This window comes from Microbacterium sp. CFBP 8794 (assembly GCF_014841235.1).
Taxonomy (GTDB): Bacteria; Actinomycetota; Actinomycetes; order Actinomycetales; family Microbacteriaceae; genus Microbacterium.
This window is the reverse complement of record NZ_JACYTT010000002.1, coordinates 328,701-341,231: the sequence shown is the minus strand read 5'-3', so window position 1 is coordinate 341,231 and position 12,531 is coordinate 328,701. Positions and strand designations below refer to the sequence as shown.

21 protein-coding genes and 1 tRNA gene are annotated in these 12,531 nt (G+C 69.0%); 18 read left to right on the top strand and 4 right to left on the bottom strand.

What is annotated here, in order from left to right; all coding sequences use genetic code 11:
• Positions 1-3: 3 nt before the first annotated feature.
• The 3 genes from glsA (at position 4) to IFU19_RS05420 (ending at position 2,729) form a co-directional block, all read left to right on the top strand.
• Positions 4-933 (top strand): glutaminase A, encoded by a 930-nt coding sequence (glsA, locus tag IFU19_RS05430; RefSeq protein WP_192013141.1) that lies wholly within the window; start codon positions 4-6, stop codon positions 931-933.
• Positions 934-1,050: 117 nt separating this feature from the next.
• Complete coding sequence (locus IFU19_RS05425) at positions 1,051-1,425, top strand: hypothetical protein (protein ID WP_055837084.1); 375 nt, start codon at positions 1,051-1,053, stop codon at positions 1,423-1,425.
• On the top strand, positions 1,425-2,729 hold the full coding sequence (locus IFU19_RS05420) for a glutathionylspermidine synthase family protein (protein WP_192013140.1): 1,305 nt from the start codon (positions 1,425-1,427) through the stop codon (positions 2,727-2,729). Before IFU19_RS05425 ends, IFU19_RS05420 begins: the two co-directional genes overlap by 1 nt.
• 15 nt (positions 2,730-2,744) lie before the next feature.
• Here the strand turns inward: IFU19_RS05420 and def are convergent, their stop codons facing one another.
• Complete coding sequence (gene def, locus IFU19_RS05415; RefSeq protein WP_192013139.1) at positions 2,745-3,311, bottom strand: peptide deformylase; 567 nt, start codon at positions 3,309-3,311, stop codon at positions 2,745-2,747.
• Between the two features lie 41 nt (positions 3,312-3,352).
• On the opposite strand from def, the gene IFU19_RS05410 reads away from it, so the two are divergent.
• Positions 3,353-4,315, top strand: a complete 963-nt coding sequence (locus IFU19_RS05410) for a DMT family transporter (protein WP_181015958.1) — start codon at positions 3,353-3,355, stop codon at positions 4,313-4,315.
• A gap of 97 nt (positions 4,316-4,412) precedes the next feature.
• Positions 4,413-4,486 (top strand) — tRNA-Ile (locus tag IFU19_RS05405).
• A 50-nt stretch (positions 4,487-4,536) separates the two neighbouring features.
• Here IFU19_RS05405 and IFU19_RS05400 read toward each other — a convergent pair.
• From IFU19_RS05400 to IFU19_RS05390, 3 genes are all read right to left on the bottom strand, one after another.
• On the bottom strand, positions 4,537-5,709 hold the full coding sequence (locus tag IFU19_RS05400) for a tyrosine-type recombinase/integrase (protein ID WP_192013138.1): 1,173 nt from the start codon (positions 5,707-5,709) through the stop codon (positions 4,537-4,539).
• A gap of 61 nt (positions 5,710-5,770) precedes the next feature.
• Complete coding sequence (locus IFU19_RS05395; protein ID WP_342343390.1) at positions 5,771-6,196, bottom strand: ImmA/IrrE family metallo-endopeptidase; 426 nt, start codon at positions 6,194-6,196, stop codon at positions 5,771-5,773.
• Between the two features lie 19 nt (positions 6,197-6,215).
• Entirely contained in the window at positions 6,216-6,719 is a 504-nt protein-coding gene (locus tag IFU19_RS05390) for a hypothetical protein (protein ID WP_192013136.1), read from the bottom strand.
• 89 nt (positions 6,720-6,808) lie between these two features.
• Between IFU19_RS05390 and IFU19_RS05385 the strand changes: the two genes are divergently transcribed.
• The 13 genes from IFU19_RS05385 (at position 6,809) to IFU19_RS05325 (ending at position 12,422) form a co-directional block, all read left to right on the top strand.
• Complete coding sequence (locus IFU19_RS05385; RefSeq protein WP_191925785.1) at positions 6,809-7,069, top strand: helix-turn-helix domain-containing protein; 261 nt, start codon at positions 6,809-6,811, stop codon at positions 7,067-7,069.
• Positions 7,066-7,314, top strand: coding sequence for a helix-turn-helix transcriptional regulator (locus IFU19_RS05380; RefSeq protein ID WP_192013135.1), 249 nt, complete (start codon positions 7,066-7,068; stop codon positions 7,312-7,314). The genes IFU19_RS05385 and IFU19_RS05380 overlap by 4 nt, the downstream gene beginning before the upstream one ends.
• The gene (locus tag IFU19_RS05375) at positions 7,311-7,550 is read left to right on the top strand and encodes a hypothetical protein (protein WP_192013134.1); all 240 of its coding nucleotides are present in this window, start codon (positions 7,311-7,313) and stop codon (positions 7,548-7,550) included. The genes IFU19_RS05380 and IFU19_RS05375 overlap by 4 nt, the downstream gene beginning before the upstream one ends.
• Positions 7,547-7,822: a hypothetical protein gene (locus tag IFU19_RS05370; RefSeq protein ID WP_192013133.1), complete on the top strand. Its 276-nt coding sequence runs from the start codon at positions 7,547-7,549 to the stop codon at positions 7,820-7,822. Before IFU19_RS05375 ends, IFU19_RS05370 begins: the two co-directional genes overlap by 4 nt.
• Entirely contained in the window at positions 7,819-8,073 is a 255-nt protein-coding gene (locus tag IFU19_RS05365; protein ID WP_192013132.1) for a hypothetical protein, read from the top strand. The genes IFU19_RS05370 and IFU19_RS05365 overlap by 4 nt, the downstream gene beginning before the upstream one ends.
• 105 nt (positions 8,074-8,178) lie before the next feature.
• The gene (locus IFU19_RS05360) at positions 8,179-8,376 is read left to right on the top strand and encodes a hypothetical protein (RefSeq protein ID WP_192013131.1); all 198 of its coding nucleotides are present in this window, start codon (positions 8,179-8,181) and stop codon (positions 8,374-8,376) included.
• Positions 8,373-8,849, top strand: a complete 477-nt coding sequence (locus IFU19_RS05355) for a RusA family crossover junction endodeoxyribonuclease (protein WP_192013130.1) — start codon at positions 8,373-8,375, stop codon at positions 8,847-8,849. Before IFU19_RS05360 ends, IFU19_RS05355 begins: the two co-directional genes overlap by 4 nt.
• Complete coding sequence (locus IFU19_RS05350; RefSeq protein WP_192013129.1) at positions 8,846-9,154, top strand: hypothetical protein; 309 nt, start codon at positions 8,846-8,848, stop codon at positions 9,152-9,154. The genes IFU19_RS05355 and IFU19_RS05350 overlap by 4 nt, the downstream gene beginning before the upstream one ends.
• A complete protein-coding gene (locus tag IFU19_RS05345) occupies positions 9,154-9,609 on the top strand; it encodes a DUF7448 domain-containing protein (protein WP_192013128.1) in 456 nt (151 codons plus the stop codon). The genes IFU19_RS05350 and IFU19_RS05345 overlap by 1 nt, the downstream gene beginning before the upstream one ends.
• The gene (locus tag IFU19_RS05340) at positions 9,606-10,667 is read left to right on the top strand and encodes a YqaJ viral recombinase family protein (protein ID WP_192013127.1); all 1,062 of its coding nucleotides are present in this window, start codon (positions 9,606-9,608) and stop codon (positions 10,665-10,667) included. Before IFU19_RS05345 ends, IFU19_RS05340 begins: the two co-directional genes overlap by 4 nt.
• The gene (gene bet / locus IFU19_RS05335) at positions 10,664-11,572 is read left to right on the top strand and encodes a phage recombination protein Bet (RefSeq protein WP_192013126.1); all 909 of its coding nucleotides are present in this window, start codon (positions 10,664-10,666) and stop codon (positions 11,570-11,572) included. The genes IFU19_RS05340 and bet overlap by 4 nt, the downstream gene beginning before the upstream one ends.
• Positions 11,569-11,943, top strand: a complete 375-nt coding sequence (locus tag IFU19_RS05330; protein ID WP_192013125.1) for a hypothetical protein — start codon at positions 11,569-11,571, stop codon at positions 11,941-11,943. Before bet ends, IFU19_RS05330 begins: the two co-directional genes overlap by 4 nt.
• Positions 11,940-12,422, top strand: coding sequence for a hypothetical protein (locus tag IFU19_RS05325; protein ID WP_192013124.1), 483 nt, complete (start codon positions 11,940-11,942; stop codon positions 12,420-12,422). The genes IFU19_RS05330 and IFU19_RS05325 overlap by 4 nt, the downstream gene beginning before the upstream one ends.
• Positions 12,423-12,531: the final 109 nt, after the last annotated feature.

Here is a 12,531-nt window from a genome sequence, read left to right as displayed (position 1 = left end):
GGAGTGACCTCGCCCCCCGATCCCCGCTCCCTCGACCTCGACGCGCTCCGATCGCGCCTGCTCTCGGAGCGCGGTGGCACGGTCGACGACAGCATCCCGCAGCTGGCCGACGCCGATCCCGACCTGTGCGCTCTCGCCCTGGCGCTGCCCGACGGCACCGTGCGCACCAGCGCCCAGGCCGATGTGCCGTTCAGCGTGCAGTCGGCGGTCAAACCCTTCCTCTTCGCGCTCGCCCTCGTCGACACCGACGGAGAAGCCCTCGATCTCGTGGGCATCGAACCCACCGGTGAGGCCTTCGACGCGATCAAGCTCGAAAGCGGCACCGGTCGGCCGCCGAACCCCATGGTCAACGCGGGGGCGCTGCTGACGGCCTCACTCGTCGAGGGAGACGGCCCCGAAGAGCGCAGCGCGCGGATCGCCCGGGGCCTCTCGGCCTTCGCCGGCCGCGACCTGCTCGTCGACGAGCAGGTCGCACACAACGAGCATCTGCTCGGCGACCGCAACCACGCCCTCGCCCACCTCATGCGGGCCGAAGGCGCGCTGCAGCCCTCGGCCGACGACGCGGTGGCCGTATACGCCCGCGCGTGCGCAACCCTCGTCGATGCCGAGACCCTCGCGGTCATGGGCGCGACCCTCGCGCTCGGCGGCGTGAACCCCTGCACCGGCGAACGCGTCGTCTCCGCGCGCGTGGCCCGCGACGTCGTCTCGGTCATGGCGACCTGCGGGGTGTACGACGGGTCGGGGCGGTGGATGCGCGCGGTCGGCGTGCCCGCGAAGTCGAGCGTGTCGGGGGCGATCGTGCTGTCGGCGCCGGGGCGTCTGGGGGCGGCCGTCGTCAGTCCGCCCCTCGACGATCAGGGCACGAGCGTGCGCGGCCGTCGGGCGAGCGAGATGCTCAGCGACGACCTGCAGCTGCACAGCTTCGCGGTCTGAACGCGCTTCTCCACCGACGCCGGAGGGCGCGCCCCGTGCATCTCGCCCCGCACCGGCCGTGCGTGTGAGAGCATCGGCGTGACCCCCCGATCCCCGCCTGATCTCGCAGGAGAACCGATGCCCCCCGTCGCGCGCCGCCGCGCCTCACGCAGCGTGTCCGTCGGCGTCGTCGCCGCCCTGGCCGCCACCCTCACGGGCTGCGGGCAGGGGACGAACGTCTCGGAGGACTACGCCCAGATCTGTCAGGACAACGCGACCGAGAAGCGCCTGCCCGACGACGACTGCAACAACCACGGCGGCGGGGCGCACTGGTACTTCCTGCCCCTCGGGTCGGGGAGTCGCGCGGTCCCGGCCGTCGGCCAACCCGTCTCGGGCGGCGTCGACACCCTGCCGGGCGGAAAGACCGCGGCCAAGGGCATCTCGGGCGACGGCGCGAGCGTCTCGCGCGGTGGGTTCGGCGGCTCGGGATCCGACGGAAGCCACGGCGGCTGATGCGCCGCATCGAGCTCGAGCCGCGCCCCGGCTGGGAACGCACGATCAAGCAGTCCGGCCTCATCTACTCCCGCTCCCTGCGCGACGACGGCACGGCGGTCGAGTACTGGAACGACGGCGCGGCGTACGTCTTCACCCTTGCCGAGGTCGAGGAACTGGAGCGGCAGACCGAGGAGCTGCACCGCATGTGCCGTGAGGCGGCCCGGTACCTGGCATCCGGAGAACTCGGCTCGCTCGGGCTCACCCCGAAAGCGTTCGAGCTCGCGCAGTGGTCGCTCGAGCAGGACGAACCCGACGTGTACGCCCGCTTCGATCTGGCGTACGCCGGCGACGGCACCCCGGCCAAGATGCTCGAGTACAACGCCGACACCCCCACCGGACTCATCGAGGCCTCGCTCACGCAGTGGTTCTGGCTGCAGGACCGCATCAAGACCGGTGCGCTCCCCGCCGACACCGACCAGTGGAACGGCCTGCATGAAGCGCTCGTCGCGCGGTGGCGCACCCTTCTGCACCGCTCGCTGAACGAGGGCGAGGGCGGTCGCCTGTTCGTCGCGCACTCGGATGCCGACATCTACGGCGAGGACTGGGACACCGTCGCCTACATGCGCGACCTCGCCGCCGAGGCGGGGTGGGAGCACACCGGCATCGAGATGAAGGACATCGGCTGGCACCACGGCGCGCGCCAGTTCGTCGGCGTTCCCGAGGCGTGGGGCTCGTCGCGCAGCATCGCCGCGCTGCCCGGCGACACCCCGGGCACCCAGTACCCCGTCATCCGCAACCTCTTCAAGCTGTACCCGTGGGAAGACCTGGTCTCGGGTGAGGACCGGGTCATCGGCGACCAGGAGTTCGGCGCCCTGCTCATCGCCGGACGCGGACTCTTCGGCCGCTGGTACGAACCGGCGTGGAAGATGTTCCTCTCGAACAAGCTGCTGCTGGTCGCGCTGTGGCGGATGTACCCCGGGCACCCGAACCTGCTGCCCGCCTACGCCGACGGCCCGAACGGCATGACCGACTTCGTGGTCAAACCCGTCTTCGGCCGCGAGGGCGACGGGATCCGGGTGCACCGCGCCGACGGCAGCGTCGCCTCGAACGGTCAGGAGTACCGGCGCGAAGGCACCCGGCGCGAGCGCGTGTGGCAGCAGTACCACGAGCTGCCCGACTTCCGCGGGTCGCGGGGCAGCAACCACCCCGTGCTCGGGTCGTGGGTGGTCGACGACGAGGCGTACGGGGTCGGCATCCGCGAATCCGACGGACCCATCACCGACTACTACTGCCGCTTCGCCCCGAACATCCTCGAGGGCTGAGACCGGGCGGACCGCTCAGGCGTCGATATCGTCGACGCCCGGCATCCACGAGACGCCGGGCTTGCCCCACTTGCGCTTCTTCGCGATCTTCGCGACGACCCTGCTGTCTTCGTCGTCGAGGCGGTCGACGTACAGGATGCCGTCGAGGTGATCGAACTCGTGCTGCAGGATGCGCGCGCGCCACCCGGTGACCTCGACGCGCACCGAGTGCCCGTCGAGATCGGTCCCCGTCATCAGCGCGGCCTCGGACCGTCGCAGCGGGAAGCGCTCACCGGGGAACGACAAGCACCCCTCCGACTCGTCGTCGGGATCGGGGTACCCCGGCTCAGTCGGGCGGATCCAGAGCTCGGGGTTGATGACCACGCCGCGCCAGGGGAGTCCCTCGTCGTCCTCGTACGTGTAGGTGAAGATGCGCAGGCCCACACCCACCTGCGGAGCCGCGAGCCCGACACCGGGGGCGGCGTCCATGGTCTCGAACATGTCGGCCACGAGGGTGCGCACCTCGTCGGTGATCTCGTCGACGAGGGCAGCGGGGGCGTGCAGCACGGGATCGCCCATGATGCGAATCGGGAGTACGGCCACGTCTCCAGCCTAACCAGCGGGCGGACCGTTATCGTCGAGGGGTGATCCCGCTCGACGTCTCCCTGACCGACGGTATCGACGATCTCGTCGGCATCTTCCGCGATCCGCGCATCCTTCTCGGCATCCCGCTCGCCCTTCTCGGCGCGGTGTTCATGTCGTTCGGAGCGCAGTACCAGCACCGGGGCGTGCAGAAGGTGGAGCGCCTTTCGGGCAAGACCACCGGCGGCCTCTCGCGCAAGCAGCTCACCTCGCTGCTGACGCGTCCGTCGTGGGTCGCGGGCACCGTGATGCTCGCGCTCGCCATCGTCTGCCAGCTCGGGGCGCTCTCGGTCGCACCGCTCATCCTGGTGCAGCCGCTCGGCGCGATCGCGCTCGTCATCACGACGGTGCTGAACGCCCGGGTCTCTCACCACAAGCCCACCCGGCAGTCGCTCATCGCGATCGCCCTGTGCGTCGGCGGCATCTTCATCTTCGTGACCATCGCCGCGTTCTTCGCCACCGAGCACGTGGTCACCGAGCGCGAGCTGCTGATCATCCTCGGCATCCTGGCCGTGGTCGTCGTGGTCTTCGGTGCCTTCTGGATGCTGGTGCGCCGCCGCGCGCAGGCCCTGTTCTACATCATGGCCGCCGGCGTCATCTACGGCTTCGTGGCCACCCTCGCCAAAGTCATCATCAGCCGCATCCAGGCCGGCAACTTCGAGTGGCTCACCCTTCTCTGCGTCGTCGCCCTGGTCGCCGCCGTCGCCGTCGGCGCCTACTTCGTGCAGACCGCCTACTCGGTCGGCCCGCCCGACCTGGTCATCGCCGGACTCACCGTGATCGACCCGATCGTGGCCGTGCTGATCGGCCTGCTGGTGCTGGGCGAGGCGTCGACCGCCCCCGCGTGGGCGTTGATCGGCTTCGTCATCGCCGGCGCGATCGCCACGTGGGGCGTCATCCAGCTCACCAAGCACCACCCGCAGATCGCCGGCGACGGCAAGCCCGCCAAGCCGCGCGTGCGCTGAGCTGGATGGTGGTCCCGCGCCGGGCTGCGGCGGCGGTCCGGCCCTGAGCCCCGCTTTTCTCGGCGGACGATGGATGCCGGTAGGCTCGTCGTCGCTGGGGGCGGTGGCCAAGCTGGTCAAGGCAGCGGGCTCATAACCCGACGATCGTGGGTTCAAGTCCCACCCGCCCTACTCAAGCCCTCCGACTGGTTAAGCCAGGTCGGAGGGCTTTTTTTGTTGCCTCAGGAAGCTCGGATGCCGAGGCCTGCCCACACTTTGCCCACATCTGTCGCGGCCGTGGCGCGCGCGTCGAGCAGCGTGGCGACGTTGTCGAGGTCGTCGTCGAACAGGTCAGCGTAGGTGTCGAGCGTCATGGCCGCGGACTTGTGGCCAAGCATCCGCTGCAGCACCTTGACGTTGGCGCCGGCCGAGACGGCGAGGGATGCCGCGGTGTGCCGGAGGTCGTGAGGTGTGAGGCGTTCGATGCCGGCGGTCCTGAGCCCGGTGAGGAACCACGACTTCGAGGTGTGCGGCTGGCGGAGGTAGTTCGGCCCGTCCGTGAAGACAGTGTCGTCAGGGCCCTTGCCGACGCAGAGCGCAGCGAGCGCGTGGTCGAGGAACGCGGGGAAGGCGACGGTCCGACGCTCCCACGACTTCGGTTCGCCTTCGTGGAAGATGCCGTCGAGCTCGACGACGGGGCGCCGCACGTGCAGGCGTCGGCGGAGCATGTTGAGGTCGCGAACGCGCAGTCCGACCGCTTCGCTCCAGCGCAGGCCGGTATAGGCCAGCACGACGACGAGGGTGGACCGGGTCGGGTCCGCGATCGCCCCCGCGAGGCTCATGACCTCGGCATCCGTGAGATACCTGCGGTGGGCTTTGCCGGTCTTCTTCGGGAGGTTCTCGGCGCCGCGCGCGGGGTTGCTATGGATGCGGCCGTCGCGCTTCGCGTCGTCCAGGATCCCTGCGAGCACGCCGACGGCGCGGAGCACGCTGGACGCTGACAGCTTCCGACCGTTCTTCCGGTTGCCGAGGCGTTCTGCAGGGGCCTTGCCGTTCCCGAGCTGCGTGATCCACGCCTCGACGTCGGAGGCTTTTACGTCGGCGACGGGGACGCGGCCCCACTTCGGTTCGACGTACACGCGCCACGACATCTCGAGGGGCCGGTATGACGACGGCTTGAGCCCTGCCTTCTTCTCAAGCCAGGTCGGGCCGAGGTGTGCCACAGTGACGCGGCCCGCGGTCGGATCGACGTACTGCCCGGTGGCCTTCGACATGGTGACGGAGGCGAGGAACAGTTCGGCCTCGCGCTTCGTGCGGAAGCCGCGCTTGTCGGTCTGCTGCTTGTCGGGCTTGCGGTAGCGAACCCGGTAGCGCTTCCCCTTCGCCGTGTCGTACGGCGTTATCGTCCCGGCCACTACCGCGACCCCTTCGACTTGTGTTCGGGCGCCGGTGAGGCGCACAGCGTTGCGGGCGGCGTCATGCGCTCTGCTCCCGGTGCAACCATTGGCCCACGCCCATTCGGGCTTTCACGTACGTGATCCCTCGCAGCTTGAGCATGCTCGAGCGCAGCCACAGATCGAGTGCCTTAGGTGCCACGCCCAGCTCTTCGGCGATGTCATGGCGATGGATGCCATCACGTTCGAGCTGCGCGTACCGTGCTGGCTCGATGAGCAGCTGCGCCGCGAAGAGGTCCGCGCGTTCCTCGACCTCGGGATCGCCCTCGCACCGGTCGCCGTTGTGCGCGTGCCCCAGCTCGTGCGCGATCGTGAAGACCGTCTCGTCTGGGGTGAGCTTCAGGTCGACGTAGATCTCGCGCTCTTCCTCGTACCACTCCCCGAGGACCCCATCCTCGAGGTGCGCGGCGTGAACCGTGATCCCCAATCTCGCGGCGTACCGCAACACGTACTTCAAACCCGCCCCCTCAGTCTGCGTGCGGAGCCTGGTCCGCCTTTCGTGTCCCCTTGCGAGCCGCTGTGCGCTTCCGCGAGGGCGGTTGCTTCACGGACGGTTCGCCCAAGGTTTCATCATCAGCGGGGGTACCGACATTGCTCGGGAATCGTCCCCGCACGACGTTCTCTGCGGCCTTGGCGGCCTGGCTAGCAGGAGCGTCGAAGAGAGTAGATGCGCCCTCGATGCCCATTCGCTTGCTGACCTCGACAACGAGTTGCTCATCAGATGCTGCGGCCAGCGCGACCTGAATGCCGTCCAAGCCAGCCTCTTGTTCGGTCAGGTGTCCGTTGGCCACGAGTGCGGCCACGGGCGAAGTGCCGTACGCACGGGCGAGAGCGATCGCTGTCTCGATCAGGAAACGGCCCGCCGTGATCTGCCGCGAAAGCGTCGCGTGGCTCAGGCCAGCTTGCTCTGCCGTTTCACGCAGGGACTCAGTCGCACCGATGGCCTTGAGCCATTCATGGGGGGTGGGCATGTCTCAATCATGAGACACGACAGTCTCAGTGTCAAACCATTTGGTGCAGTCGGGTTGACCAATTGTCTTAGCCATGTTTCCATCGTTTCATGACTGAACCACTTGGTACGACGGTGAGAATCCGTCCTGATCTGCTCGACCGACTCAAGTCGAACGCGGGTATCCGAAGTGATGACGCGTTCGCTCGAACCATCGGAATCACGCGCGCCACTCTGGCTCGCATCAAGGCGGGCGACGAGCCTTCGCTTCGCACCGTGCTCGGCATCATGCAGGCATTCGGGCTTGCGTTCGGAGAGGTGACGGAGCCCGTTCAGGCGGAGGTTGCTGAGCCCGTGTCGGTGGCATCGTGAGCGCGGTCGCTCCCGTCACGCCGATCCGATCGGCCAAGCCCTCCGCCGAGGCGCCGGTGTGGTTGTCTCCCGCGCAGGTGTGCGAGGTCGTCCCGGTGTTGACCGTCCGTGACCTCGAGGACATGCGGTCGAACGGCACCGGTCCCGCCTACTCGCGGCCGACGCCTCGGAAGGTCGTGTACCTCGAAGCGGATGTCCGCACGTGGGTGCAGTCAAAGCGCCAGGCCACCCGGGAGCAGTCATGAGCGCGAAGATGCGGCGTCGGCGCCGGCACGACCGTCGCAAGCGCGTCCTGCTGCAGCGTCGTGAGGACATGGTGTTCTTCGCGACGGGGCGGATCCCGGCGTCGGCGCGGTCGGTTGCGGTCTGCTCTTGCGGGGCGCGCGCCTTCTCTCGTGGTGGAGAAGACGGCTTCCAGGACGAGTTCTACGAATCGCACGCCTACTGCGACGAGTACGACGCTGCCGAGGTGTCGCGATGACCAAACTCGACACACGCCAGCCGGTCGTGGACCCCGATGCTGACCTCAGCGCCCTCATCGAGTCCGATGACGAGGCCGTCTGCAACAGGGTCGACGCCGCTGCCGTCGCCAGCCTTGTCGTCAGGTGCTGTGGCGCGTCCTACCTCGTCTGCGATCGACACCTCCGCATGGCACGCATGCGGATCGAGCAGAACGCGTTCCTCTGCGCGACCTGCGGCACCCCGTACGTGCGGAGCCAGTTCGACGAGGTCTACCGGGTGGTGTCGCTGTGATTGCCATCGCCAAGCACCCCGTGGGCGCCCTCGTCGTGTTCATCGCCACCCTCTACGCCCTGATCCTGCTCATGTCCGTCTCGCCGCTGCTCGCGTTCATCGTCGCCTGCGTCATCGGGCTCGCGCTGCTCGTGCTCTACATCGTCGAGGGCCTGGCCCTCTACATCTCGTTCGACTGCCGCGACGGCCGTCACACCGCGTGCGACGGCTGCTGGTGCGCCCACTGCCCGCACACCCCGCTCGCCCCCTGATCTTCCGCCGGGGGTGTCTGCCCCCTCTCTGATGCCGGCGACGGTCGCCGATGGCATCCCCGGCGGCCCTCCCACCCCGACCCTCATCTCTCTCAGGAGCACCCGTTGAACCGTCCTCTTTTGCGCGCCCCGAAGTCGCTTCGCCGCCGCCCGTACCGCGCCCGCCGCGTCGCCGCCGTGATCCACGGGCCGTTCGAGTACTCGACCGAGCGAGCGGCGCCCCGCGCGCTCGTCATCGTCGCCACCGTCCTCGCCCTGCTCGTCATCGTCGAGCTGGCCGTCGCGCTGGTGGTGATCGCATGACCCCGACGTCGTTCTTCGTCGCTGGCATTCCGATCCCGCAGGGCTCGAAGAAGGGCTTCTCGCGGAAGAACTCGTCCTTGGTGCAGATCGTCGACGACAACAAGGCGCTGCTACACCCGTGGCGTGACCAGGTCGCCCGCGTCGCGTTCAGCGTCTTCGCGTTCCGCGGCGTCGTGCACGGGCCCTGCCGGGTCGACGCGGCGTTCGTGCTGCCGAAGCCCCCGTCGGTGAAGCGGGACCTGCCCGCGGTCCCGCCCGACCTGGACAAGCTCCTGCGCGCTGTGTTCGACGGCATCACGCAGGCCGGGAACGTCTGGCCGGATGACTCGCGCGTCGTCGAGGCGCACACCTCCAAGGTTTACGGCGTCGCCCCCGGCGTGCACGTGACCATCACCCCGATCTCCGGCATCACGGTCCTCGTGCCGTCGGTCAGTGAGACGGCTCCCGTCGTCGAGGAAGGAACAGCAGCATGACCGAGATCAAGCCCACCGCGTTCAAGCGCGGCGTCCCCGCCGAGCAGGCCAACGGCCTCTACGGCGTCGAGGACCGGCTCATCGAGATGGCGCCCGGCGACCAGATCGTCGCCGTCGTCACGTTCTCCGTCGACGAGGTGATGGAGAAGCGTCGCGCGGGGGAGGAGTGGCCCGTCGTCGCGATGAAGCACCTCGAGCCGCTGTGGGACGAGAAGTCGTCGTCGGCGGCGATCGAGCTCCGCGACTCCGCGTACAAGAAGCGCACCGGCCAGGACGCGCTCGAGATCGCTGAGGTCGACGGCTGATGGACGAGATCAGCAAGTGGGATGCAGCAGCCATCCAGTACACCGACGTCGAAGCGCTCCGGTCGGTGCTCGTCGGACGCACGATCACTGAGACGCGCGTCGCCGGCGACGAGTACTCGAAGGTCATTTCGTTCGTCCTCGATGACGGAAGCGTGCTCAAAGCGCACGCCACAGAAGGTGGATGCTCGTGCTCCAACGGATGCTTCACGGTCGCGAACCCGGATCAGGTGTCCGGGACGATCCTGGGTGTCGAGGTGACGGAATCGTCGCAGAGATGGGACGGCGCTGAGACGGGGGTTACGCCTGGGTCGATCTCCGACGGCACGGGTGTTCTGCGTCTGTTCGTCTACGACGATCTCGGTAAACACACGCTCGTTCAGTCCGAGGGTAGCGACAACGGCTACTACGGCTGGGGCTACTTCCTCAGCGTGCAGCAGCCCGAGGTGACGGCGTGAGCACCTCGACGTACTTTCCGCCCGCTGTCACCGCGCTGATGGAGCGTGCGGGCGCCTCCGACACCGACCGCGCCGCCTGGCTCGCCGAACGGCTCACCGGCCTCACCGCGACCGAGATCGCTGGCCTTGCCACCGGCAAGAAACGTCAGGGCGAGCTGGTCGACCTGAAGCTCGGGCTCAAGGAGGACACGTTCAGCGGCAACGCCTACACCGAGTGGGGAAAGCTCCGTGAGCCCTACCTCGCGGCCGCCGCCGAGCGTCGCGGCATCCGTGCCGAGTCGCGCGTGTTCCACCACGCCGAGAACCGTCGCTGGCTCGCGTCCCCGGACGGCGTCGGCGCCGACTTCGACGGCGTGCTGCTGCTCGGCGAGTACAAGACGTCGGGTCACGACCTGACGCCGGGCACGCCGACGTTCGACCGCACGGGGTACCGCGAGCAGATGACGTGGGCGATGCTCGTCGCCGGCGCCCGCCGCTGCCTGTTCATTTGGGAGGAGCGCCTGGGAACCCCGGAGACGGGCTTCGAGGCGGGCCGTCAGTTCGAGCACTGGATCGACTTCGACGAGGCCCTCGCCAAGCACCTGATCACGATCGCGAAGCGGTTCTTGACCGCGCTCGACAAGAAGCGCGCCGAGGTCGAGGCCGGGAACGTGACCGCCGCGGTCGTCGACCCGGTGCTGGACGTGCTCGCGCTCGACGTGCTCGCCGGGCGCCGCGAGGAAGCCGCGGGGAAGCGGAAGAAGGAGGCGGCCTGGAAGAAGCTCCAGGCCGAGCTCGCCGACCGTGACGAGCTGTCGCAGCGTTCGTCGGCCGCGCAGGTCACGTGGGTGCCGGGCGTCGAGTCGATCGTGCCGAAGCCCGTCGTCGATCGCGAGGCCGCGCAGGTCGCGCATCGCGTCGCGTGGGCCGCGCTCGAGGCCGCCCGCGCGCAGCTCGCCGAGGTCGAGGCCATCTGGGTCGGGTGCCTCGCCGAGCACACCACCACCACCGATCAGACGGTGACGTCGAAGCCGAGCTTGACGGTCACCGAAGTGAAGACGAAGGAGGCCACGTCGTGAGCACGGCAATGGCGATCCCCACCGATGGGGATCAGGCGAAGTGGACGGACCGAGAGAAGGCTCTCGTCGAGGCGGCCGGTTTGGTGTCGCGCGGGAACCTCGCGCCGCGCCCGGTGGTGGAGGCGTTCCTGTCTCACTGCCACCGCACGGGACTCGACCCGATCGCGCGGCAGATCTACTGCATCGAGCGCGGCGGCAAATGGACGACGCAGATCAGCATCGACGGTGCCCGTCTCGTCGCTGAGCGCTCCCGGGAGTACGAGGGGCAGACGCCGACGCAGTGGACCGCTGACGGCGCGACCTGGGTGGACGTGTGGTTGGACGAGTCGAAGCCTCCGGCCGCCGCGCGCGTCGGCGTCTACCGTCGTTCCTTCCGGGAGCCGCTGTTCGCCGTAGCGACCTTCAAGGCGTACTCGGCCGGCGGCAACATGTGGTCGAAGATGCCGGCGCTCATGCTCGGCAAGTGCGCCGAGATGTTGGCGCTTCGCAAGGCGTTCCCCCAGGACCTCTCGGGCCTGTACTCCGCCGAAGAGATGGACCAGGCGACACCGGCCGCTCGGCCAGAGCAGACGCCGCCCCGTTCGTCCGCGACCGCGCCGTCGGGGCACCCTGCGGCCGAGCCGAAGTCGGAGCCTGCTCAGGCCCGGCAGCCGTCGAAAGACTGGCTCGCGCTGGCAAACGCTGCCCGTTCTCGTGACGAGCTGCGGTCGATCTTCGCTGATGCGCAGGCTGCAGGCGACCTCGACGTCATGATCGGCGACGGCCGTGCGCTCGGTGCCTACCTGTGGGAGCTGCGCGACCGCCTGCCCGAGAAGGCCGAGGACGTCGTGGACGCCGAGGTCGTACCGGACGAACCCGCGGCCGAGTCGACGCACGACTGGCCCACGGCGGAGGTGCCCGCGTGAGCGCGCTGACCGCGCCCGTCGAGGACGGCGTGCGCGACTACCTGTGGACGCCGATCAACTTCGGGACCGACACCGAGAAGCAGCGTCTCGCTGAGGCGGACGCGTTCCGTGCGGGCGTCGCGTGGGGTCAGGCGCACACGGACGGTCGCGTGTTGGCCGGGCTGATTCCGGGGCCGGTCGAGGCTCGTCTGCTGAGCATCGGCGATCGTGTGCGCGTCGTGCACGGCGAAGCGACCGTCATCACGAAGCGCGAGCACGGCCGTCCCGGCTCGGTCTACATCGGCACCCGCACCGACGACGGCGCCGAGGTCGTCCACGAGTTCCGCTCCACGGAGCGCGTTCACGTGATCTCGGGGGCGACGGCAGCGTGAACGACATCCACCCCGCCGTGGCCGCGACCCTGCGCGCCATCATCGGCCTCGAAGTCGACAACACGGACGCCCTGCACCAGAAGCTCGCTGCGACGATCACGGACCTCGGTCCTGGGGCGACGTACGGGCAGCGGATCGTGGCGCTGCGTTTCGACTTCGTGTGGGAGCTGCGCGACGCCGGGAAGGTATACGGCGAAGCGAAGGGCGACTACGAGGGCACGCGGTCGCGGCGGGTCGTGGAGATCACGGAGACGGCGCTCGCGGAGGGCCGCAAGGTCACGCTCGGGCTGGCTGAGCACATGGCCGAGGCGGAGTTGTACGAGCTGAAGCTCACCTACCTGGTGGCGGAGCAGCGCGAGCGCGCGATGCGGAAGTTCCTGGACGCGCTCGACGCGGCGCTCGACAACCACCGCACCGACCGCGCCGACTCGCGCGCCGTCGACCGCGCCACGGCGCAGGGCTTCGGCGGGGGTGCGTGATGGGCGCGGGCGAGTTCACGGACGCCACGGTGCGCCAGGTGTTCTTCGAGCGGGACGGGGAGGCGTGCTTCCTGTGCCGTCGGCATCTCCGGTTCGAGGACCGCGGCGA

Bases quoted from the DNA above. Each gene is read 5' to 3' on its own strand.
- IFU19_RS05345 (WP_192013128.1), top strand. From the start codon at position 9,154: ATGGACGAGATCAGCAAGTGGGATGCAGCAGCCATCCAGTACACCGAC.
- IFU19_RS05385 (WP_191925785.1), top strand. From the start codon at position 6,809: ATGACTGAACCACTTGGTACGACGGTGAGAATCCGTCCTGATCTGCTC.
- IFU19_RS05375 (WP_192013134.1), top strand. From the start codon at position 7,311: ATGAGCGCGAAGATGCGGCGTCGGCGCCGGCACGACCGTCGCAAGCGC.
- IFU19_RS05425 (WP_055837084.1), top strand. From the start codon at position 1,051: ATGCCCCCCGTCGCGCGCCGCCGCGCCTCACGCAGCGTGTCCGTCGGC.
- IFU19_RS05350 (WP_192013129.1), top strand. From the start codon at position 8,846: ATGACCGAGATCAAGCCCACCGCGTTCAAGCGCGGCGTCCCCGCCGAG.
- IFU19_RS05355 (WP_192013130.1), top strand. From the start codon at position 8,373: ATGACCCCGACGTCGTTCTTCGTCGCTGGCATTCCGATCCCGCAGGGC.
- IFU19_RS05370 (WP_192013133.1), top strand. From the start codon at position 7,547: ATGACCAAACTCGACACACGCCAGCCGGTCGTGGACCCCGATGCTGAC.
- IFU19_RS05420 (WP_192013140.1), top strand. From the start codon at position 1,425: ATGCGCCGCATCGAGCTCGAGCCGCGCCCCGGCTGGGAACGCACGATC.
- IFU19_RS05390 (WP_192013136.1), bottom strand. From the start codon at position 6,719: ATGCCCACCCCCCATGAATGGCTCAAGGCCATCGGTGCGACTGAGTCC.